23 protein-coding genes are annotated in these 19,863 nt (G+C 66.0%); 20 read left to right on the top strand and 3 right to left on the bottom strand.

Annotation, left to right across the window (positions count from 1 at the left end):
• Position 1 precedes the first annotated feature (1 nt).
• From fliH to ACIPK7_RS08430, 5 genes are all read left to right on the top strand, one after another.
• Entirely contained in the window at positions 2–799 is a 798-nt protein-coding gene (fliH, locus tag ACIPK7_RS08450) for a flagellar assembly protein FliH (RefSeq protein ID WP_401087118.1), read from the top strand.
• Positions 789–2,144 (top strand): flagellar protein export ATPase FliI, encoded by a 1,356-nt coding sequence (fliI, locus tag ACIPK7_RS08445; protein WP_081519278.1) that lies wholly within the window; start codon positions 789–791, stop codon positions 2,142–2,144. Before fliH ends, fliI begins: the two co-directional genes overlap by 11 nt.
• Before the next feature lie 88 nt (positions 2,145–2,232).
• Positions 2,233–2,676 (top strand): flagellar export protein FliJ, encoded by a 444-nt coding sequence (gene fliJ, locus ACIPK7_RS08440; protein ID WP_192431939.1) that lies wholly within the window; start codon positions 2,233–2,235, stop codon positions 2,674–2,676.
• 52 nt (positions 2,677–2,728) lie between these two features.
• Positions 2,729–3,565 (top strand): aminoglycoside phosphotransferase family protein, encoded by an 837-nt coding sequence (locus ACIPK7_RS08435; protein WP_401087115.1) that lies wholly within the window; start codon positions 2,729–2,731, stop codon positions 3,563–3,565.
• On the top strand, positions 3,553–4,206 hold the full coding sequence (locus ACIPK7_RS08430; protein ID WP_192431941.1) for a DUF1345 domain-containing protein: 654 nt from the start codon (positions 3,553–3,555) through the stop codon (positions 4,204–4,206). Before ACIPK7_RS08435 ends, ACIPK7_RS08430 begins: the two co-directional genes overlap by 13 nt.
• Positions 4,207–4,215: 9 nt before the next feature.
• Here the strand turns inward: ACIPK7_RS08430 and ACIPK7_RS08425 are convergent, their stop codons facing one another.
• The 3 genes from ACIPK7_RS08425 to ACIPK7_RS08415 form a co-directional block, all read right to left on the bottom strand.
• Positions 4,216–4,830 carry a LysE family translocator gene (locus ACIPK7_RS08425; RefSeq protein ID WP_192431942.1) on the bottom strand — a complete coding sequence of 205 codons (615 nt, stop codon included), beginning with the start codon at positions 4,828–4,830 and terminating at the stop codon, positions 4,216–4,218.
• 56 nt (positions 4,831–4,886) lie between these two features.
• Positions 4,887–5,672, bottom strand: coding sequence for an AraC family transcriptional regulator (locus ACIPK7_RS08420; protein WP_401087112.1), 786 nt, complete (start codon positions 5,670–5,672; stop codon positions 4,887–4,889).
• A 197-nt stretch (positions 5,673–5,869) separates the two neighbouring features.
• Positions 5,870–6,586, bottom strand: a complete 717-nt coding sequence (locus ACIPK7_RS08415; protein ID WP_192431944.1) for a TorF family putative porin — start codon at positions 6,584–6,586, stop codon at positions 5,870–5,872.
• 250 nt (positions 6,587–6,836) lie between these two features.
• On the opposite strand from ACIPK7_RS08415, the gene ACIPK7_RS08410 reads away from it, so the two are divergent.
• The 15 genes from ACIPK7_RS08410 (at position 6,837) to ACIPK7_RS08340 (ending at position 19,750) form a co-directional block, all read left to right on the top strand.
• On the top strand, positions 6,837–7,142 hold the full coding sequence (locus ACIPK7_RS08410) for an STAS domain-containing protein (protein ID WP_192431945.1): 306 nt from the start codon (positions 6,837–6,839) through the stop codon (positions 7,140–7,142).
• 28 nt (positions 7,143–7,170) lie between these two features.
• A complete protein-coding gene (locus ACIPK7_RS08405; protein ID WP_401087110.1) occupies positions 7,171–8,868 on the top strand; it encodes a SpoIIE family protein phosphatase in 1,698 nt (565 codons plus the stop codon).
• 55 nt (positions 8,869–8,923) lie between these two features.
• Positions 8,924–9,265: an Hpt domain-containing protein gene (locus tag ACIPK7_RS08400; protein WP_192431947.1), complete on the top strand. Its 342-nt coding sequence runs from the start codon at positions 8,924–8,926 to the stop codon at positions 9,263–9,265.
• Between the two features lie 66 nt (positions 9,266–9,331).
• Positions 9,332–10,636 (top strand): flagellar hook-length control protein FliK, encoded by a 1,305-nt coding sequence (locus ACIPK7_RS08395; protein WP_401087107.1) that lies wholly within the window; start codon positions 9,332–9,334, stop codon positions 10,634–10,636.
• Positions 10,637–10,891: 255 nt separating this feature from the next.
• Entirely contained in the window at positions 10,892–11,413 is a 522-nt protein-coding gene (gene fliL / locus ACIPK7_RS08390) for a flagellar basal body-associated protein FliL (RefSeq protein ID WP_138520532.1), read from the top strand.
• A gap of 9 nt (positions 11,414–11,422) precedes the next feature.
• Positions 11,423–12,394 carry a flagellar motor switch protein FliM gene (fliM, locus tag ACIPK7_RS08385; RefSeq protein ID WP_192431949.1) on the top strand — a complete coding sequence of 324 codons (972 nt, stop codon included), beginning with the start codon at positions 11,423–11,425 and terminating at the stop codon, positions 12,392–12,394.
• Positions 12,395–12,416: 22 nt separating this feature from the next.
• Positions 12,417–12,884, top strand: coding sequence for a flagellar motor switch protein FliN (fliN, locus tag ACIPK7_RS08380; RefSeq protein ID WP_192431950.1), 468 nt, complete (start codon positions 12,417–12,419; stop codon positions 12,882–12,884).
• A 1-nt stretch (position 12,885) separates the two neighbouring features.
• Positions 12,886–13,380, top strand: coding sequence for a flagellar biosynthetic protein FliO (gene fliO / locus ACIPK7_RS08375; protein ID WP_192431951.1), 495 nt, complete (start codon positions 12,886–12,888; stop codon positions 13,378–13,380).
• Between the two features lie 77 nt (positions 13,381–13,457).
• The gene (gene fliP / locus ACIPK7_RS08370; protein ID WP_156160422.1) at positions 13,458–14,168 is read left to right on the top strand and encodes a flagellar type III secretion system pore protein FliP; all 711 of its coding nucleotides are present in this window, start codon (positions 13,458–13,460) and stop codon (positions 14,166–14,168) included.
• Positions 14,169–14,202: 34 nt separating this feature from the next.
• Positions 14,203–14,472 (top strand): flagellar biosynthesis protein FliQ, encoded by a 270-nt coding sequence (gene fliQ, locus ACIPK7_RS08365; RefSeq protein ID WP_045212070.1) that lies wholly within the window; start codon positions 14,203–14,205, stop codon positions 14,470–14,472.
• Positions 14,472–15,248: a flagellar biosynthetic protein FliR gene (gene fliR / locus ACIPK7_RS08360; protein WP_401087104.1), complete on the top strand. Its 777-nt coding sequence runs from the start codon at positions 14,472–14,474 to the stop codon at positions 15,246–15,248. Before fliQ ends, fliR begins: the two co-directional genes overlap by 1 nt.
• Complete coding sequence (gene flhB, locus ACIPK7_RS08355; RefSeq protein ID WP_401087102.1) at positions 15,248–16,384, top strand: flagellar biosynthesis protein FlhB; 1,137 nt, start codon at positions 15,248–15,250, stop codon at positions 16,382–16,384. Before fliR ends, flhB begins: the two co-directional genes overlap by 1 nt.
• A gap of 88 nt (positions 16,385–16,472) precedes the next feature.
• Positions 16,473–17,747: a TPM domain-containing protein gene (locus ACIPK7_RS08350; protein ID WP_401087100.1), complete on the top strand. Its 1,275-nt coding sequence runs from the start codon at positions 16,473–16,475 to the stop codon at positions 17,745–17,747.
• A 57-nt stretch (positions 17,748–17,804) separates the two neighbouring features.
• Complete coding sequence (locus ACIPK7_RS08345; RefSeq protein WP_192431955.1) at positions 17,805–19,091, top strand: YgcG family protein; 1,287 nt, start codon at positions 17,805–17,807, stop codon at positions 19,089–19,091.
• A gap of 74 nt (positions 19,092–19,165) precedes the next feature.
• Complete coding sequence (locus ACIPK7_RS08340; RefSeq protein ID WP_192431956.1) at positions 19,166–19,750, top strand: hypothetical protein; 585 nt, start codon at positions 19,166–19,168, stop codon at positions 19,748–19,750.
• The last annotated feature ends 113 nt before the right edge of the window (positions 19,751–19,863 follow it).

Raw genomic sequence — 19,863 nt, 5'->3', positions numbered from 1 at the left:
CGTGGTACCGCCGGCCAAAGACGAAGACAAACTCAGCGAGCTGATCCGCGCGCGCGACGTGGCGGGCTTCGACCGCTGGGCGCTGCCCAGCTTCGATCCGGCGCGGCCGGCCCCCGAACCCGAGCCCGAACCCGAACCGGAGATCGCGGAACAGCCGCAGATCGAGGAAGTGCCGGAGGAGGAGGTCAAGCCGCTGACGCTCGACGAGCTCGAGGCGATCCGTCAGGAGGCTTACAACGAGGGCTTTTCCACTGGCGAGAAGGACGGCTTCCACGCCGGCCAGATCAAGGCGCGCCAGGAAGCCGACGCGGCGCTGCAACCGCGCCTGCAGAATCTCGAAACCTTGATGTCGCATTTGCTCGACCCCATCGCCGAACAGGACCAGATGCTCGAGCAGGGCATGCTCAACCTGGTGACCCACGTGGTGCGCCAGGTGGTGCAGCGCGAGCTGGCCACCGATTCCAGCCAGATTCGCCTGGTGCTGCGCGAGGCGCTCAAGCTGCTGCCGATGGGCGCCAGCAACATCCGCATCCAGGTCAATCCGCAGGACTTCGAACTGGTGAAGGCCTTGCGCGATCGCCACGAGGAAAGCTGGAAGATCATCGAGGACGACGGCCTGCTGCCCGGCGGCTGCCGCATCGAGACCGAACATTCGCGCATCGACGCCACTGTCGAAACGCGCCTGGCCCAGGCCGTGAAGCAGCTCTTCGAGCAGCAGCGCGACCAGGCGACCCACGCCCTGGAGCCAGACCTGCACGTGAACCTCGAAGCCGATCAGGGCGGCGCCGATGCGTCTTGATCGCGTCAGCTTCGCCCGTCGTCTGCAGGGCTACAGCGACGCCGTGAGCCTGCCGACCCAGCCTGTGGTGGAGGGCCGCCTGCTGCGCATGGTAGGCCTGACGCTGGAGGCCGAGGGCCTGCAGGCCGCCGTCGGCAGCCGCTGCCAGGTGATCAACGACGGCGGCTATCACCCGGTGCAGGTGGAAGCCGAAGTCATGGGCTTTGCCGGCAGCAAGATCTACCTCATGCCGGTGGGCAGCCTCGTCGGCATCGCCCCTGGTGCCCGCGTGGTGCCGCTGCCGGACTCCGGTCGGCTGCCCATGGGCATGTCCATGCTCGGCCGCGTGCTCGACGGCGTCGGCCGTGCGTTGGACGGCAAGGGTGGCATGCGCGCCGAGGATTGGGTGCCGATGGATGGCCCGATCATCAACCCGCTGGCGCGCGACCCGATCCACGAGCCGATGGACGTCGGCATCCGCTCGATCAACTCCCTGCTCACCGTCGGCCGTGGCCAGCGTCTGGGCCTGTTCGCCGGTACCGGCGTGGGTAAGTCCGTGCTGCTGGGCATGATGACCCGCTTCACCAAGGCCGACATCATCGTGGTCGGGCTGATCGGCGAGCGGGGTCGTGAGGTGAAGGAATTCATCGAGCACATCCTTGGCGAGGAGGGCCTCAAGCGTTCCGTGGTGGTCGCCTCCCCGGCGGACGACGCGCCACTGATGCGCCTGCGCGCCGCGCAGTACTGCACCCGGATTGCCGAGTACTTCCGCGACAAGGGCAAGAACGTCCTGTTGCTGATGGATTCCCTGACCCGTTACGCCCAGGCCCAGCGGGAGATCGCGCTGGCCATCGGCGAGCCGCCGGCGACCAAGGGTTATCCGCCGTCAGTGTTCGCCAAGCTGCCGCGCCTGGTCGAGCGTGCCGGCAATGGCGAGAAGGGCGGCGGTTCGATCACCGCTTTCTACACCGTGCTCAGCGAAGGCGACGACCAGCAGGACCCGATCGCCGATGCCGCGCGGGGCGTACTCGATGGTCACTTCGTGCTGTCGCGCCGGCTGGCCGAGGAAGGCCATTACCCGGCCATCGACATCGAGGCTTCCATCAGCCGGGTGATGCCGCAGGTCACCACGCCTGAACACATGCGCGATGCGCAGCGCTTCAAACAACTGTGGTCGCGCTACCAGCAGAGCCGCGACCTGATCAGCGTCGGGGCCTATGTGGCCGGCGGCGATCCGGAGACCGACCTGGCTATCCAGCGCTTCCCGATCATGCGCCAGTTCCTCCGTCAGGCCCTCGACGAGAGCCAGAACCTTGACGACAGCCGCCTGCTGCTGGATGCGGTCGTCAGCGGCAAGGCTGGCTGATGAGCATGATCTCCTGCGCCGAGCTTTTCGCTCCCTCTCCCTTTAGGGAGAGGGTTGGGAAGAGGGGCGCACGGCAGAGGGCTTACCCATGAACCGCCGCGCCGAACGCCTCGCGCCGGTGGTGGACATGGCGCTCAAGGCCGAGCGCGAGGCCGCGCGCCAGCTCGGCCAGATGCAGGGCCAGTTGCAGCAGGCGCAGCGCAAGCTCGCCGAGCTCGAGCGCTACCGCTACGACTACCAGCAGCAATGGATCACCAACGGCCAGCAGGGCGTCAGCGGCCAGTGGCTGATCAACTACCAGCGCTTCCTGTCCCAGCTCGAAGGCGCCGTCGAGCAGCAGAATCGCTCGGTGGCTTTCCACGAGGCCAACATGGGCAAGGCGCGGGTGATCTGGCAGGAGAAGTACGCGCGCCTCGAAGGCTTGCGCAAGCTGGTGGAGCGCTACCGCGAGGAAGCGCGCCTGGCCGCCGACAAGTACGAGCAGAAACAGCTCGACGAATTCGCCCAGCGCCTGAAGCCTTCCGCCGACTGACCCGGCCTGCGGCCGTGCTAGGCTCCTGTCAGATCACGACCGGAACCTTTCCATGCCGCTTCCCGCTCCTGTGCCTGTGGATTTCCAGCACGTCTTCTCCCTGTGGCGCCTCCGCGCCGAGGGCGAGCCGATCATCACGCCGAGCAGCCACCTGCTGCCGGTTCGCTGGCAAGGCCGGGCGGCTATGCTCAAGCGCGCCCTGGACGTCGACGAACGCCTGGGCTCGAAGGTGCTCGACTGGTGGGACGGCGACGGCGCGGCGCTGGTCTACGCCTACGACGGCGACACTATCCTCATGGAGCGCGCCGAGGGCTCGCAGTCGCTGATGCACATGGCGCTGAACGGCGAGGACGACGAGGCCAGCCGCATCGTCTGCGATGTGGTGCGCAAGCTGCATCAGCCTCGGGAAAAGCCCCTGCCGGAGGTAATCGGCCTGCGCGAGTGGTTCCGCGATCTCGCGCCTGCCGCCGTGCGCTATGGCGAGCTGTTTCCGCGCTGCCTGGAGACCGCCGAGGCCCTGTTGGCCAGCGAGCATGACCAGTGCGTGCTGCATGGCGATATTCACCACGACAACATCCTCGATTTCGGCGAACGCGGCTGGCGGGCCATCGATCCCAAGCGTCTGCATGGCGAGCGCCTGTTCGACTACGCCAATCTGCTGTGCAACCCGGACCTGCCGACCTCCCGCGAGCGCACGCGTTTCCTGCGTCAGCTGGATGTGATCGTCGAGCACGCGCGCGTCGACCGGCGTCGCCTGCTGGAGTGGGTGCTGGCTTTTGCCGGACTCTCCGCCGCCTGGTTCCTTGATGACGGCATGGCCGCCGACAGCGACCTGGCCGTGGCGCACCTGGCCGCTGCCGAACTGGACCGCAGCGCATGTTGCGCCTGAACCGCGCGCTGCTGCGCACCCATCCGCGACTGGTCGCTTCGGTGATCGTCGGCGCCCTGGTGGCGCTGGCAAGCTACCCGCTGGCGCCGATGCCTCGTGTGCTGCTGGGCTGGAACTGCATGGCCTGGCTCTACGTGCTGCTGATCGGCTGGCTGGCCCTGCGCGCGGCACCAGCGGACGTGCGCCGGCTGGCCGAGATCGAGGACGAGAACGCCGAGGCCGTGCTGGTCCTGGTTACCGTTGCCGCTGTCGCCAGCCTCGGCGCCATCATCGTCGAACTGGCCACAGCCGGGCACGCCAACGGCAGTGAGCGGGTCGTTCGCTACGCCGTCACCGCCAGCACGGTGCTGGGCTCCTGGTTTCTCATCGGCACCATCTTCACCATGCACTACGCCCGCCAGTTCTATTCGGCCGACGCGACGGAGCCGGTGCTGCGCTTTCCCGAGGGCGAGAAAAACCCGGACTACTGGGACTTCCTCTACTTCTCGTTCACCCTCAGCGTGGCGGTGCAGACCTCCGACGTGGAGGTTGCCTCGCGTCCGATGCGCAAGGTGGTACTGGCGCACTCGGTGATCGGCTTCCTGTTCAACACTGCAATCCTGGGTTTGGCGATCAACATGGGCGCAGGGCTGATCGGCTAGCGTGGGTGATCAGGGCTGCAGCGTCTCGATAGCCAGCCGAAGCGCCAGTGCGACGAAGGCGAGGGTGAAGCTCCAGCGGATCAGGCTCATCACCACTGGGCGACCGATTACGTAGTCGCGCACCCAGGAGGCCAGCAGCCCGTAGCCGATGAACACGAAGAAGGTCATCAGCGCGAACACCAGGCCCAGAATCAGGAATAGTCCCCGGGCGTCCTCGCTGCCGGCCGGCACAAACTGTGGCAGGAAGGCCAGGAAGAACAGCCCGAGCTTGGGGTTGAGCAGGTTCAGCCAGAGCCCGGTGCCCACCAGTTGCCGGGTGCTGCGCGGGCTGGCCGAGTCCAGCGCCAGGACGCCGCTGCCGCGAAACACCTGCCAGGCGATGAACAGCAGGTACGCCGTACCCAGCAGCCGGATGATCTGGAAGCTGGCCGCGCTGGCCTGCAGGATCAGCGACAGGCCGAAAGTGGCGAGCAGTAATTGCGGGACCATGCCCAGCGTGCAGCCCAGCGCCGCGAAGCTGGCTGCGCGGGCGCCAAGGCCTAGGCCGACGGCCAGGGTGTAGAGCACGCCGGTGCCGGGTAGCAAAACGACGACGAACGCCGTCAGCAGGAATTCTGCGTTCATTCCCGTGGGTTTCCTGTGTGGAAGAAGTGAGGCCGGCGTATTCAGGGCGCTGGCGGCTACCTGAGCGATGAGCGCCATTGCCCCGGCGTCAGCCCGAGCTGGCGGGCGAAGGCGCGGGTCATGTGCGGCTGGTCGGCGAAACCGGCAAGCATGGCGGCGTCGGCCAGCGTGCGCCCCTCGCCGATGGCCTTGTGGGCCTGTCGCACGCGGTACTGCAGGAGGTAGGCGTGGGGCGTGGTGCCCAGTTCGCGGCGGAAGCGGCGCAGTGCCGCATAGGGCGTCAGCCCGGCAATGCCGGCCAGCTCCGCCAGCGCGGGAGCGTTGCGTGGGTCGTCGTGAATGCGTTCGAGCATGCGCGCCACGCTGCGGGAAGGGAGGGGCGCCACGCTCGTTTTGAGGCGCTGGTCGAGCAGCTCGCCGAACAGGTCGAGTACACCTTCGCGGGCGTCGTCCGCATCAACGCCCGGCAGGTGCTGCAGCAGGTGTGCAATGCGCCGGGCGAGTTGCGGGTCGGCAAGGGCGGGGAGGGTGAATTCGCGCCGGGCCATTTCCCCGCCGGCCAGGTCCGCCAGCAGGGTCGGCTCGACGTAGAGCATCCACCAGCGCCGTGGCGCACCGCGCAGGGGAATGCCGTCGTGCAGTTCATTGGGGCTCACGGTGATGATGTCGCACGGCCCGGCTTCGACTTGGCCGCGTCCGCTCCAGGAACGGTGGCCGCCCTCAAGCATCACGCCGATGCCGTACTCGTCGTGGGCGTGACGCGGGAAGCTGCGCTGCGTGAGTATATCGACGATGCGCAGGCCGGGCAGGGCGGCGGCGGTGCAGTTCACTCGGTGCAGCATTGGGTCAGGCCTGCGGGCGCGGAGAGGTGATAGGCAGAGTAGCCCCTCGGACCCCCGCCATCTTGAATGAAATTGACTATTTCAGGGGCGCCCGGCGTTGCCCATCACGTATTGCACAAAAGCATGGCGGCGCCTGTGTGTAGGAGCGAGATTGCTCTCCGCCGCCTCGGGCTGGGGCGTCCGCGCAAAATCTGAAATCAGAAGAACGGCCGCGAGGCCTTGAACATGAACGCCGAGTCGCAATAGGCGTTGTGTCCGGAGTAGGCGCTGCAGTCGCCGCCGGTCAGGCTGCTGCCGCTGTACGAGAAGTTCAGGTCGATGCCGTTCCAGGGGCGGCTGAAATTCACCGACCAGTCGCCGAATTCGCTGACGCTGCCACCGCTGTTCAGGCTCACGGGGGAGGCGAGGTTGTAGGTGGAATACTTGAAGGTCACGTCGAAGCCGAGGTCAGGCTGCACGCCCAGGTCGGTGAACAGCGTGGTGGTGCTGCGCCCGGCCTGGGCGCTGTAGGCCGCGCCGAGACGGCTGCCGAATACCGAGAGGCCGCCGTACAGGGCCTGGCTGTCGTAGTCGGGTTGTTCCGGCCGGGTGTAGCGCAGGGTACCCACTTCGTAGCCCAGCTTGCCGTCGCCCAGCGGGTGCTTGAAGCCTGCGTAGCTGTCGATCTCCAGGGGCTTTTCCTGCTCAATGTTCGACGTCCAGCTGCCGACGTACCAGCCGCTGTCGTGGGTGATGTCGAGGCCGCCCTGGGCGCTGTTGGCCTGACCCGGCTGGACCAGCCCCTGGGCCATGCTGCGCGTTGGCGAGTTGGCGAACTTGAGTTCGAAATCACCCAGCTCACGCTGCATCACCTGGGCACCTGCATACGGCGCCGCGCACAACACACAGGCCGCGATGAGAATGGTCTTGTACATGCTGCTACCCCCTTCTTGCGCGTGCGACCCTTCCAAGGCCTCTTGCGGGCCCTCGCCTGAGTCGCACCCGTAAAAGGGTAAAGGCATTCGCCGTGCCTGTGGCGACCGGCGGTCCATTAATCGACCTGTCGGGTACCGTTCGACCGGTCTGGCGGGGCGGTTTCCCATCGTTCGCAGAGGTTGCCGCTGTCATCGCTAGCTGCTACATCTTCAAGCTCGGGCGCGACCATTGATCGATAAGGAGAATCCCATGGCCATCACTTCCGTTCCCTCCGCTGACGGGCAGGAGCTCACCATCGTGGTCCAGGGACGTTTCGATTTCGGCGCTCACCAGGAATTCCGCAATGCCTACGAGCGCGTCGAGATCACACCCAAGCGCTACGTGGTGGATCTGAAGGGCGCTACCTACCTCGACAGCTCGGCGCTGGGCATGCTCCTTTTACTTCGCGACCACGCCGGCGGCGAGAGCTCGCAGATCAGCCTGGCGCACTGCAACCCGGACGTGCGCAAGGTACTGTCCATCTCCAACTTCGAGCAGTTGTTCAAGATCAGCTGACGCGGCGCGCCCTGCTGTGGCAACGGCCATGTCCGAACTCCTCACCGTCCTGATCGCCGACGACAACGCCGCCGATCGCCTGTTGCTGTCGACCATCGTCAGCCGCCAGGGGCATCGCGTGATTACGGCCGCCAACGGGCTGGAGGCGCTCGCGCTGTTCGCCCAGGAGCGCCCGCAACTGGTGCTGATGGATGCGCTGATGCCGGTGATGGACGGCTTCGAGGCGGCGCGGCGGATTCGCCGGCAGGCTGGCGAGGAACTGGTGCCGATCATCTTCCTCACGTCGCTGAGCGAGCCCGAGGCGCTGGTGCAGAGCCTGGAGGCGGGCGGCGACGACTTCCTCTCCAAGCCCTACAACCGCGTCATCCTCGAAGCCAAAATCCGCGCCATGGGGCGCCTGCATCACCTGCAGCGGATGGTGCTGGAGCAGCGTGACCTGATCGCCCGGCACAACGAGCACCTGCTCAACGAGCAGCGGGTTGCCAAGGCGGTGTTCGACAAGGTGGCGCACTCGGGTTGCCTGAACGCGGCGAACATCCGCTACCTGCAATCACCCTTCGCGCTGTTCAACGGCGACCTGCTGCTGGCGGCGTTCAAGCCCTCCGGTGGCATGCACGTGCTGCTCGGCGATTTCACCGGCCATGGCTTGCCGGCGGCCATCGGCGCCATGCCGCTGGCCGAGGTGTTCTACGGCATGACCGCCAAGGGTTACCCCATGGCGGACATCCTTCGCGAGATGAACGCCAAGCTCAAACGCATTCTCCCGGTGGGCGTGTTCTGCTGCGCCGCTGTGCTCAACCTGAGCTTCCAGCGCGGCCTTGTGGAGGTGTGGAACGGCGGCCTGCCCAACGGCTATCTGCATCGCCACGACAGCGGCGAACTGCAGCCGCTGATATCGCGGCATCTGCCGCTGGGCATTCTCGATCCCTCTGCCTTCAGCGACCATTTCGAGGTCTACGCGATGGAGGAGGGCGACCGTGTGTTCCTCTTCTCCGATGGCGTGCTGGAGGCGCGCAATGCCACGGGCGAAGCCTTCGGCGAGGAACGCCTGCACCAGGTGTTCGGCGAGGGCCTCGCGCCGTCGCGCCTGTTCGACGGCATCCAGGCGGCGGTGGCGCGATTTCGCGGCGAGGCGCAGGACGACGTCAGCATGCTGGAGATCGCGCTGGTCCCCGAGGGCTCACTGCAGCGCCCGCCGCTGGCGTTCTCCGACACCGGCCTGAGCAGCCCGCTGGACTGGTCCGCCAGCTTCGAGTTCCGCGCGCCGACCCTGCGTAACTTCAACCCGCTGCCTTTCCTGCTGCAGTTGCTGATGGAGGTGCAAGACCTGCGCCCGCGCGGTGGTGCGCTCTACACCGTGCTCGCCGAGCTGTACTCCAATGCCCTGGAGCACGGTGTGATGGGCCTGGACTCCTCGCTCAAGTGCGACGCCGCCGGCTTCTCCCGCTATTACCAGGAGCGCAGCAAGCGCCTGGTCGCGCTGCGCGACGGCTTCGTGCGCTTCCATCTCGATCTCGCTCCCCACGGCGATGGCGGCCGGCTGTTGGTGCGGGTGGAAGACAGCGGCGACGGTTTCGACGTAGGCGCGGTGTTGGCATCGCAGAGGGGCGCCGGTAGCCTCTGTGGGCGTGGCCTGACGCTGGTTCGGCAGTTGTCTGACCGCTGTCAGTGGTCGGGAGACGGCAAGGCGGTCTCCGTGGAGTTCTTCTGGTCGGCTCAGGCATAATCGGGGCCTTCTTGTCTCCCTGCAGGGTGGCGAGCCGTCCTTCAGGGAGTGCCCAATGTCCGAGCCGCATCTCGATGGCGCCGTGCTGAGCAATTTGCTGTCGATCATGGAAGACGAGTACCCGCTCCTGGTGGAAACCTTCCTCAGCGACTCCGAGGAGCGCCTGCGCAGCATCCGCGAGGCAGCCGCCGCTTGTGATGCGCCGGCCCTGCGCCACGCCGCGCACAGCTTCAAGGGCAGTTGCGGCAACATGGGCGCCTCGGTTCTGAGCAGCCTGTGCAAGCGTCTTGAAGAGGCTGCGCGGCAGAACGACCTGGCCTGCGCGCAAGGCCTCATCGTCAAGGTCGAGCACGAATTCGGCATCGTCCGCACCCTGCTGTTGCCCGGTTGCTCCTGACCTTTTCCGAGTTGGCCCGCGCCTTGCTATCTCCGTCTTGGATATTCACCTGAACGGAGCACTCCGATGGCTGTCGCCCCGGATATTTTATTGAGCTCGACGCCTGACATCAGGCCCAAGGCGGCGCTCTCCAAGTCTGCCCAGAATTCGTCGAACAGCAGCAACGACAAGGGTTCCAGCTTTGCCGACGTCTATGCCAAGGAGCAGCGGCCAGCCGCCAGCGAGCGGGCCGACAAGCCGGCAAAGGCGAAGACCGACAAGCCGCGGGACGCTGCCGACAAGGACACGGCAAGCAAGGATTCCACCGCGCCGGCTGCCGCCGACCAACCAAAGGTTGCCGAGGACGGCAAGGCGTTGCCGGCCGATGGCGCCAGCAAGGCGGACGAGAAGGTGGCGGACGGTGACGCCAAGTCCGATGCGACCCTCGACCCGCTGCTGATGTTAGGTATGACCGGCCAACTGCCGGAGCCCGAGGCGCCTCCGCTGGTGGTCAGCACTGGAGCCAGCCAGCTCACCGATGCCAGCAGCGATGGCGACCTGCAGAAGCTCAACGAGATTCCGGGGGTGGACCTGACTTTGGCCGTCGGCGCTGACGACCAGGCGCAGCAGGTGCAGCAGACCCAGCTCAACGGTCACCTCGCCGCCAAGGCGGGGGACAAGTCGCCGGATGCCAGCGGCAAGAACGATCTGTCGGCCGCTCTTGCTGCGCTGACCTCGGACTCGACTACCAAGGGCACTGAAACCAAGCTCGCTGAAGGCGCATTGAAAGATGGCGCCGACCTTACCCGGCAACTGGCGGACGTGCAGACCGACGCCAAACCGGAGATGCCGCGCAACGAGGCCTTCGCCGCGCGCCTGGAGTCGCTGACGCAGGCGCTGAATACGCCGCAGGCGATGACCAGTCGCCCGGTGAACCCGCTGGTGCCGGGGCAGGCCGTGTCCGTGCAACAGAACGGCTGGACCGACCAGGTGGTGGACCGGGTGATGTGGATGTCCTCGCAGAACCTCAAGTCGGCCGAGATCCAGATGGACCCGGCCAACCTCGGTCGCCTGGAAGTGCGCATCCACATGACCGGCGACCAGACCCAGGTGAACTTCGTCAGCGCCAACGCCAACGTCCGCGAAGCGCTGGACAGCCAGCAGCACCGTCTGCGCGAGATGTTCAACCAGCAGGGCATGCAACTGGATGTGAACGTTTCCGACCAGTCAGCCCGCGGCTGGCAGCAACAGCAGCAGGGCGACGGCCGTGGCAGCTCGCGGAGCGTGGCGGGTAGCGGCAGCGGTGACGACGAGCCAATGATCAGTGGCGTGTCCGAGATCCGCCCGCAGACGGCGGCGCAGGGCAGGGGGTTGGTGGATTACTACGCCTGACCTGGCTTTGGGGGGCTGCTTGATAGCGCCCTCTCCCCAGCCAGGGCGGAGGGAGAGGGCGTAGCCCGAGCGCCAGGTCCTACCCCTGTTCGCGACCTGTCCGGCTCAGAGGAAAATTCTTACTCCTCCCCGTGACATCCTCCGTCTAGCCTGTAATATCCGCGGCGTTGCCAGTAGGCCTCCTGCAAACTGGCACAGCCCTTGCTGTTACCCTGGTATCAGCGCTTCGCGCCGCAAAAGTGACGGATTATTGGCATGGCCAAGAAAGAACAGACGCCTTCTCTCCCCGATGGCCAGGCGCCCGGCAAGGGCAAGCTGAAGCTCATCATCATCATCGTGCTGGCTTTCCTGCTGGCGGTGGGTGCGTCGGTGGGCGGTACCTGGTTCTTCCTGCACAAGAGCGCCAAGCCCGACGAAGCCGAAGCCAAGGCCGCGGAACACGCCGAACCGACGAAGAAGCAGGCGATCTACGAGATCCTCGCGCCGTCCTTCGTGGTCAACTTCAACCAGAACGGCCGCCAGCGCTACCTTCAGGTTGCCGTTGCCCTGATGGGCCGCGACCAGGCGCAGATGGATGCCCTGCGCGAGCAGATGCCGCTGGTGCGCAACCAACTGGTGATGCTGTTCTCCAGCCAGAATTTCGACAATCTGGTGACGCCGGTCGGCAAGGAGATGCTCCGCCAGCAGGCCACGTCCAGTCTTCAGGAACTGGCGAAGAAGGCGACCGGTCAGTTGACCGTGGAGCAAGTGCTTTTCACCAATTTCGTATTGCAGTAGGTACCCGCCATGGCCATGCAGGATCTACTTTCCCAGGACGAGATCGACGCGCTGTTGCACGGCGTCGACGACGGCCTGGTGGAAACCGAGTCCGACGTCGAGCCGGGGGCGATCAAGTCCTACGACCTGACCAGCCAGGACCGCATCGTCCGGGGCCGCATGCCGACCCTGGAGATGATCAACGAGCGGTTCGCCCGCTACACCCGCATCAGCATGTTCAACCTGCTGCGCCGCTCGGCGGATGTCGCCGTGGGCGGCGTGCAGGTGATGAAGTTCGGTGAGTACGTGCACTCGCTGTACGTGCCCACCAGCCTCAACCTGGTGAAGATGAAGCCGCTGCGCGGCACCGCGCTGTTCATCCTCGACGCCAAGCTGGTGTTCAAGCTGGTGGACAACTTCTTCGGCGGTGACGGTCGTCACGCCAAGATCGAGGGCCGCGAGTTCACTCCCACCGAGCTGCGGGTGGTGCGCATGGTCATCGAACAGGCGTTCGTTGATCTCGCCGAGGCCTGGCATGCGGTGATGCCGATCAACTTCGAGTACGTGAACTCCGAGGTGAACCCGGCGATGGCCAACATCGTCAGCCCCAGCGAAGTGGTGGTGGTTTCCACCTTCCACATCGAACTGGATGGCGGCGGCGGCGATCTGCACATCACCCTGCCGTACTCGATGATCGAGCCGATCCGCGAGATGCTCGATGCCGGCTTCCAGTCCGACGTGGACGATCAGGACGAGCGCTGGGTCAATGCCCTGCGCGAAGACATCCTCGACGTCAGCGTGCCGGTAGGGGCCACCGTCGTGCGCCGCCAGCTCAAGCTGCGCGACATCCTGCACATGCAGCCGGGCGACGTGATCCCGGTGGAGCTGCCCGAATACATGATCATGCGCGCCAACGGCGTGCCTTCCTTCAAGGTCAAGCTGGGTTCGCACAAGGGCAACCTGGCCTTGCAGATTCTCGATCCCCTCGAGCGCTTGCGCTGAGCGGATCCCACGAGGACCCACCATGTCTGATGAAGAAAACGTGACCCCCGAAGAACAGGCGCTGGCAGACGAGTGGGCCGCGGCCCTCTCCGAATCCGGTGATGCCAACCAGGACGACATCGACGCGATGATGGCCAGCGCTGCGGCTCCGGCCGTGCCCGCCGCACCGCGCGCACCGATGGAAGAGTTTGGCATGGCGCCCAAGACGCCGATGATCGCCGGGCTGGAAGGCCCCAACCTGGATGTGATCCTGGATATTCCTGTGACCATTTCCATGGAGGTCGGGCATACCGACATCAATATCCGCAACCTGCTGCAGCTCAACCAGGGCTCGGTGATCGAACTCGATCGCCTGGCCGGCGAGCCGCTGGACGTGCTGGTCAACGGCACCCTGATCGCCCACGGCGAAGTGGTGGTGGTGAACGAGAAGTTCGGCATCCGCCTCACCGACGTGATCAGCCCCAGCGAACGCATCAAGAAGCTGCGCTGACATGGGCCGCCTGCTCGCGAGTCCCCGTCTGCTCTCCAGCGTGGGCGCCCTGCCGCTGCTGGGGCTGTCCCTCTTCGCCCTGGGCGAGGAGGCATCGGTGCCGGCATCCAATCCGGCCATCGTCCACGCCAGCTCCACGCCGAGCATCATCACCGGCAGCGCCGGCGCGCAGCTGATGCAGTTGCTGCTGGGCCTGGTCCTGGTGGTCGGCCTGATCTTCCTGCTGGCCTGGCTGGTGCGTCGCGTGCAGCAGGTCGTGCCGCGCGGCAACCAGGCGATCCGCCTGATATCCAGCCAGTCCCTCGGCCCGCGTGATCGGCTGGTGCTGGTGCAGGTGGGTGAGGAACAGGTGTTGCTGGGCCTGACGCCCGGTCGCATCACCCCGCTGCACGTCTTGCGCCAGCCGGTGCATGCCGCCGAATCGGAACCGGCGCAGCCGGAATTCGCCCAGCGCCTGCTGGAATTGCTGAACAAGGACAAGGGCCGCCCGCAGTGACCCGTTCGCCGAACCTCTCCGTTCTGATCGGTGCGCTCAAGGCAGTCGCGCCGCTGCTCCTGGGCCTGCTGGCGCTGATGGCGCCGCAGGCCTTCGCCGCCGATCCGACGCAGCTGACGGCGATCACCGTGACCACCAACCCGCAGGGGCAGCAGGAATACTCAGTCAGCCTGCAGATCCTGCTGATCATGACCGCGCTGAGCTTCATCCCGGCGTTCGTCATGCTGATGACCAGCTTCACCCGGATCATCATCGTCTTCTCCATCCTGCGCCAGGCGCTCGGCCTGCAGAGCACGCCGTCGAACCAGGTGCTGATCGGCCTGGCGATGTTCCTCACTCTGTTCGTCATGGCGCCGGTGTTCGACAAGATCAACACGACCGCGCTGCAGCCTTACCTGAGCGAGCAGATTCCCGCGCAGGAGGCGATCACCCGCGCCGAGGTGCCGCTCAAGGCCTTCATGCTGGCGCAGACCCGGCAATCGGACCTGGAACTGTTCGTGCGGCTGTCCAAGCGCACCGACATCGCCAGCGCCGACGCCACGCCCCTGACTATCCTGGTGCCGGCGTTCGTCACTTCGGAGTTGAAGACTGCGTTCCAGATCGGTTTCATGATCTTCATCCCGTTCCTGATCATCGACCTGGTGGTGTCCAGTGTCCTGATGGCGATGGGCATGATGATGCTCTCGCCGCTGATCATCTCGCTGCCATTCAAGATCATGCTGTTCGTCCTGGTGGACGGCTGGGCATTGATCATCGGCACGCTCGCCGGCAGTTTCGGGACGGTCTAGCGATGAACCCCTCTGCTGAACGACAGGAGCAGCCATGACCCCCGAAGTCGCCGTCGACCTGTTCCGTGAAGCGCTCTGGCTGACCGCTGTGATGGTCGGCATCCTGGTGCTGCCCAGCCTGCTGGTGGGCCTGATCGTGGCGATGTTCCAGGCCGCCACGCAGATCAACGAGCAGACCCTGAGCTTCCTGCCGCGTCTGCTGGTGGTGCTGCTCACCCTCATCGTGCTGGGCCCCTGGCTGCTGCGGCAGCTGATGGAGTACACCCAGTCACTGATCACCAGCATCCCGACGCTGATCGGTTGATGCTCGAGCTCAGCAACGCGCAGATCGGCGGCTGGATCGGAGCCTTCCTGTTCCCGCTGTTCCGCATCGCCGCCATGCTGATGGTGATGCCGATCATCGGCACCCAGCTGGTGCCGACCCGCGTGCGCCTGTACCTGTCCGTGGCGATTGCCGTGGCGCTGGTGCCCAACCTGCCGCCGATGCCGCAGGTGGATGCGCTGAGCCTCAAGGCCATGGTCTACATCGCCCAGGAAATCCTCGTCGGCGCCATGCTCGGTTTCGTCCTGCAACTGATGTTCCACGCCTTCGTCATTTCCGGGCAGATCATCTCCATGCAGATGGGCCTGGGTTTCGCGTCCATGGTCGATCCCACCAACGGCATCTCGGTACCGGTGCTGGGGCAGTTCTTCACCATGCTGGTGACCCTGCTGTTCCTCTCCATGAATGGCCACCTGGTGGTCTTCGAGGTACTGGCGGAAAGCTTCACCACGCTGCCGGTGGGCGAGGGGTTGTCGAGCAACCACTTCATCACGGTGGCGGGCAAGCTCGGCTGGGTCCTGGGCGCCGGCCTGATGATCGCCTTGCCGGCGATTACCGCGCTGCTGGTGGTCAACCTGGCGTTCGGCGCGATGACCCGCGCAGCGCCGCAGCTGAACATCTTCTCGATCGGTTTCCCGCTCACCCTGATCATGGGCTTCGTCATTGTCTGGATTGGCAGTGCCGAGATTCTCACCCAGTACCAGGCGCTGGCCAGTGAGGGCCTGCGCCTGCTTCGCGAACTCGTGGGGGGCCGCTGATGGCCGAAAACGACAGTAGCGAAGACAAGACAGAGGAACCTACCGAGAAACGGCGCCGGGAGGCGCGCGAGAAGGGCCAGCTCCCTCGGTCCAAGGAGCTGAATACCCTGGCCGTGCTCCTGGCCGGCGCCGGGGCCTTGCTGATGTTCGGCGCCAGCCTGGCCGATGCGCTGATGCGCCTGATGCGCGGCAGTTTCGAACTGGACCGCGCCACGGTGATGAACAGCGAGAGCATGCTCAACCTGCTGATCGCCGGCGGCAAGATCGGCGCCGATGCGATCTGGCCGATCCTCGCGGTGCTGCTGATCGCGGCGCTGGTCGGTCCGGTCGCGCTGGGCGGCTGGCTGTTCTCTGCCGAGGCGCTGGCGCCCAAGTTCAGCCGGATGAACCCGCTGGCCGGGCTCAAGCGCATGTTCTCGCTGCGCTCGCTGACTGAGTTGCTCAAGGCCCTGGCCAAGTTCGTGCTGGTGCTGATCGTGGCGATCCTGGTGCTCAAGTCCGACCAGGACGACCTGCTGGCCATCTCCCACGAGCCGCTGGAACAGGCCATGGTGCACAGCGCCCGGATTGTCGGCTGGAGCGCCTTCTGGCTGGCCTGCAGCATCATCTTCATCGCCGCCGCGGACGTGCCCTTCCAGCTCTGGGACAACCGCAAGAAGCTGATGATGACCAAGCAGGAGGTCAAGGACGAGTACAAGGACTCCGAGGGCAAGCCGGAGGTCAAGGCCAAGGTCCGCCAGATGCAGCGCGAGATGGCCAACCGGCGGATGATGCAGGCGGTGCCCGAAGCCGACGTCATCATCACCAACCCGACGCACTTCGCCGTGGCCCTGAAATACGACGCGGAGAAGGGCGGGGCGCCCAGGCTGCTGGCCAAGGGCAACGACTTCATGGCGCTGAAGATTCGCGAGATCGCCCAGGAGCACAAGGTCACGGTGCTCGAATCGCCGGCGCTGGCGCGGGCGGTTTACTACTCCACCGAACTCGACCACGAGATTCCCGCCGGCCTCTACCTCGCCGTGGCCCAGGTGCTGGCCTACGTCTACCAGCTCAAGCAGTACCGCTCCGGCAAGGGCAAGCGCCCGGGACCGATGCCGGACCTGCCTATCCCGCCGGATTTGCGCCGCGACGAGTGACCCGCAGATGTCGCCCGTGCAGTAGGATGGTCGGTTCGCGCCCGGCGTCGAAGGCTCCGGGCGGCCTGTTCAGCCAAGGAAATGTTTCATGCTTCGGGATTCCTTCGCCGGCCTGCGCTTTGCGTTCTGGCTCTTCCTCTGTCTCCTCGCCTTTGTGCGGCCCAGCTGGGCCGACGCACCTCCTGATGACGGCGTGCTGCTGCCGCTGAACGAGCGCGTGGTGGACGTCACTGGCACCCTCGACCCAGCCGCCAAGGCGCACCTGATCGACAAGCTCAAGGCTCTGGAGTACCGGCGTGGTGCGCAGATCGCCGTGGTGATGCTGTCGACGGTGGGCAAGATGGGCATCGAGGCCTTCTCCAACAAGCTGTTCAACCTCTGGAAGCTCGGCCGCAAGGGCGTTGACGACGGTGTGCTGGTGGTGGTGGCGAAGGACGACCACCAGATGCGCATCGAGGTCGGTTATGGCCTGGAGGGGGCGATTCCCGACGTGCTGGCCGGGCGCATCATCCGCGAGCGCATGGCGCCGGCCTTTCGCGATGACGACTATGCCGGCGGCATCGAGTCGGCGGTGGATGCACTGACCCTGCTGGTCGATGGCGAGACGCTGCCTGACCCGGCTCCCGAACCTTTGACGTTCCCGCTGGAGGCCTGGCTGCTGCTGGCGTCCTTCGCGGCCGGCGGCGTGGGCGGTGTGCTGCTTGCCGCACGGCGGATGGGCTGGCGCGGCGCGCTGGCATTCTGCGCGGTGGTGGTCGTTCTGGTGGCACTGCTGGCAGGCGGCAAGGATGCGCTGGGAGTAGTGGCCGTTACGCCCATCTGCCTGCTGGTCGGCGGCGCTACCTTCGGTGCGCTGTGGACGGCTCGGGTGGTGTTCTACAGCGTGCTGGGGCTGATCGCCTACTGCATCCTGCTCGGTTTCCTGACGCCGCGCTTCGGCGGCCTGCTCTGGGTCTATGCGCTGGCTGCTCCGCTGGCGGTGCTGATGGTCATCGGCCTCTGGTGGCTGCTGATCTCGATGATGCGCGACGTCTGGCGCGGACCTCGCAAGGGGCGCAAGACCGCCAAGGCGCCGGCCGGGCACAAGGCCTTCTACTGGCGCTTGGCGATATTCTTCGGCCTGTACCTGCTGATCGGTTTCTTCGCCGGTGCTCCGACGGCTCCGCTGAACTGGCTGCTGGTGCTGCCCTTCATGTGCCTGCCGGGGCTGGTGGTGTTCGCGGCGGGGCAGGGTGGCGCGGGCGGCAGCTCGGGCTCCGGTGGCAGTTCGTCCAGCGGGTCGTCCGGCGGCAGTTCGGGCGGGGGCGGATTCTCCGGCGGTGGCGGTTCCAGTGGCGGCGGCGGTGCGTCGGGAAGCTGGTGACGGCATAATCCCTCGACGCTCCGGGCTGCCAAGCCCACACCTTCAGGGAAAGAAGGCATGACCCTCTGGATTCGTTGCGCTTTGTATCTCTTCCTCCTGCTCGGCACGGTTGGCGTACGGGCAGAGGTTCCGACCGACGTTGCCGGTCCCGCACAGGACGGGCTGGTTGCTGCGCCTGACGAAGCCGACAGCGAGGCCGAGCTGCCTCGATCCATCCCGGTGCCGGAACTTGAAAGTCCGGTCACCGACCTCACCGCCACCCTTGGCAGCGACTGGATCGCCTCGATGAAGCAGCGGCTGCTGGCATTGCAGCAGCGCAAGGGCTCGCAGATCGCCATCCTGATGCTGCCCAGCACCGGCGCGGACAGCATCGAACAGTTCGCCACCCGCGTCTTCGAACAATGGCGCCTGGGCCGGCAGGGCGTGGACGACGGTGTGCTGGTGCTGGTGGCGAAGGAGGACCGGACCATGCGCATCGAGGTCGGTTACGGCCTGGAAGGGGCGATTCCTGACGTAGTCGCCGGGCGCATCATCCGGGAAGAGATGGTTCCGGCTTTCCGTAGTGGCGACTTCGCCGGTGGCATCGAGAATGCGGTGACTGTGCTGGAGCGACTGATCGACGGCGAGACGCTGCCGGACGAGCGCCACAGTGGCGGTCTGACCTGGGAGGGCTGGCTGCTGCTGGTCGGACTGGTCGGCGGTGGTGTGGCCGGTGTCGTACTACGTCGCCGCTGGCTGGGTGTGAAGGTCGTACTGCCAACGCTGGCCGTGGCAACCGTGCTGATGGCCGTCAGCGCGGGGCTGAGAAGCCTGCCGATGCTGCTCATGGCCATTCCCTTCAGCATGATCTTCGGCGCCGGCATCGGTGCGCTGGCGGCAGGCTCGCGCCTGTCGGCCGGGATAGTCGGCGGCGTCATCGGCTATCTGGTGGCGTTGATGGTCTGTGCCAAGTACTTCGACGGCGGCGATGTGGCGCTCTATGGCCTGGCCTTGCCCATTGGCGGCTGCATTGGCGTGGTCTTGCTCTGCCTGCCATTCGTTCTCGCGTACAAGACCTGGCGGCGCAGCCGTGTGGAATTCGCCATCCGTCTGGCGGTAGCGCTGCTCATCGCCGGCGCGGTGATCCATGTGTCCGGTGTCCTGCAGCAGCCCTGGGCATTCCCCGATTCGCTCGCGCTGATCCCCATGCTGTTCTTTCCGCTGCTGTTCGCCTTCGTCCCCGGCGGCTCGGGTTCCGGCGGCTCCGGGGGCTCCAGCAGCGGCGGTGGTTCGTCGTCCAGCGGCAGCAGCTACTCCGGTGGCGGTGGCTCCAGCGGCGGGGGCGGCGCCTCCGGGAGCTGGTGATCGGCCTAAAGACAGGGGAACCTTTGCCCGGAGATGGCCGGTCGAACCTTCGAGGCGCTGACCGGGGAAGGACGATGAGCGAAGCGGGGCACTTCAGGATGCTGGCGATGGCGGTGGGCGTCAGTCTGTGCGGCGCCTGCGCGCCCGATACACCGGTGACGCGGTACCGCCTGCAGGTCTGCGGCACCCAGCACGAGGCGCAGGTAACGGATCGCTGGTGGGGCTCGCTCTATGTTGCCCAGCTCAGCGGCGACAACCAGTTGGTAGTCGGCGTGCCGCTGGCGGTTCAGGGGGAGGGCGGCCACTCGGCGACGCTCACCGCGCAGTTCCACCTGATCACGGCGCGGGACCAGTTGCGCCGGGACCCTTCGAAGCTCTCCGGGCGCTACGCCATTGGCCCGGCGCGCGAGGGACGGGCAAGGCTCGGCGAGGGCGCGGCAGTGGTGTTCCAGGAGGTGCCCGAGGATGCCTTGCGCGCCAGCCATGGCGAGCTGGTGATCGACCGCGTGGAGATCGTCCGCAGCGAGGACGACACCGAGTACGGCGTGATGTCCGGCCACTACCGATTCGAGGCGCGAAGCGACGCCAACCAGTCCACCTGCGCGGTGGCGGGCAGCTTCAAGAACGGCACCTTCAAGCTCCTGAAAGATAGTTCCTGAGACCGTTTCGAAGAAGTTGGAACGCTTCCTGCAAAACCCTGTGCGGATGCCCGGTTGGGCGTCAAAAGTTTGTTCCGGTGGCCGCCTCGGTCACCAACGCGCAGGGGAAATTC

Source organism: Pseudomonas sp. NPDC086581, assembly GCF_044746165.1.
GTDB lineage: Bacteria > Pseudomonadota > Gammaproteobacteria > Pseudomonadales > Pseudomonadaceae > Pseudomonas.
Note: the sequence above shows the minus strand (reverse complement) of the source record. Positions and strands in the feature narration are given on the sequence as shown.

Excerpts from the sequence above, each read along its gene's own strand:
- fliI (WP_081519278.1), top strand. The coding sequence starts at position 789 with ATGCGTCTTGATCGCGTCAGCTTCGCCCGTCGTCTGCAGGGCTACAGC.
- fliJ (WP_192431939.1), top strand. The coding sequence starts at position 2,233 with ATGAACCGCCGCGCCGAACGCCTCGCGCCGGTGGTGGACATGGCGCTC.
- ACIPK7_RS08435 (WP_401087115.1), top strand. The coding sequence starts at position 2,729 with ATGCCGCTTCCCGCTCCTGTGCCTGTGGATTTCCAGCACGTCTTCTCC.
- ACIPK7_RS08430 (WP_192431941.1), top strand. The coding sequence starts at position 3,553 with ATGTTGCGCCTGAACCGCGCGCTGCTGCGCACCCATCCGCGACTGGTC.
- ACIPK7_RS08425 (WP_192431942.1), bottom strand. The coding sequence starts at position 4,830 with ATGAACGCAGAATTCCTGCTGACGGCGTTCGTCGTCGTTTTGCTACCC.
- ACIPK7_RS08420 (WP_401087112.1), bottom strand. The coding sequence starts at position 5,672 with ATGCTGCACCGAGTGAACTGCACCGCCGCCGCCCTGCCCGGCCTGCGC.
- ACIPK7_RS08415 (WP_192431944.1), bottom strand. The coding sequence starts at position 6,586 with ATGTACAAGACCATTCTCATCGCGGCCTGTGTGTTGTGCGCGGCGCCG.
- ACIPK7_RS08410 (WP_192431945.1), top strand. The coding sequence starts at position 6,837 with ATGGCCATCACTTCCGTTCCCTCCGCTGACGGGCAGGAGCTCACCATC.
- ACIPK7_RS08405 (WP_401087110.1), top strand. The coding sequence starts at position 7,171 with ATGTCCGAACTCCTCACCGTCCTGATCGCCGACGACAACGCCGCCGAT.
- ACIPK7_RS08400 (WP_192431947.1), top strand. The coding sequence starts at position 8,924 with ATGTCCGAGCCGCATCTCGATGGCGCCGTGCTGAGCAATTTGCTGTCG.
- ACIPK7_RS08395 (WP_401087107.1), top strand. The coding sequence starts at position 9,332 with ATGGCTGTCGCCCCGGATATTTTATTGAGCTCGACGCCTGACATCAGG.
- fliL (WP_138520532.1), top strand. The coding sequence starts at position 10,892 with ATGGCCAAGAAAGAACAGACGCCTTCTCTCCCCGATGGCCAGGCGCCC.
- fliM (WP_192431949.1), top strand. The coding sequence starts at position 11,423 with ATGGCCATGCAGGATCTACTTTCCCAGGACGAGATCGACGCGCTGTTG.
- fliN (WP_192431950.1), top strand. The coding sequence starts at position 12,417 with ATGTCTGATGAAGAAAACGTGACCCCCGAAGAACAGGCGCTGGCAGAC.
- fliO (WP_192431951.1), top strand. The coding sequence starts at position 12,886 with ATGGGCCGCCTGCTCGCGAGTCCCCGTCTGCTCTCCAGCGTGGGCGCC.
- fliP (WP_156160422.1), top strand. The coding sequence starts at position 13,458 with ATGGCGCCGCAGGCCTTCGCCGCCGATCCGACGCAGCTGACGGCGATC.
- fliQ (WP_045212070.1), top strand. The coding sequence starts at position 14,203 with ATGACCCCCGAAGTCGCCGTCGACCTGTTCCGTGAAGCGCTCTGGCTG.
- fliR (WP_401087104.1), top strand. The coding sequence starts at position 14,472 with ATGCTCGAGCTCAGCAACGCGCAGATCGGCGGCTGGATCGGAGCCTTC.
- flhB (WP_401087102.1), top strand. The coding sequence starts at position 15,248 with ATGGCCGAAAACGACAGTAGCGAAGACAAGACAGAGGAACCTACCGAG.
- ACIPK7_RS08350 (WP_401087100.1), top strand. The coding sequence starts at position 16,473 with ATGCTTCGGGATTCCTTCGCCGGCCTGCGCTTTGCGTTCTGGCTCTTC.
- ACIPK7_RS08345 (WP_192431955.1), top strand. The coding sequence starts at position 17,805 with ATGACCCTCTGGATTCGTTGCGCTTTGTATCTCTTCCTCCTGCTCGGC.
- ACIPK7_RS08340 (WP_192431956.1), top strand. The coding sequence starts at position 19,166 with ATGAGCGAAGCGGGGCACTTCAGGATGCTGGCGATGGCGGTGGGCGTC.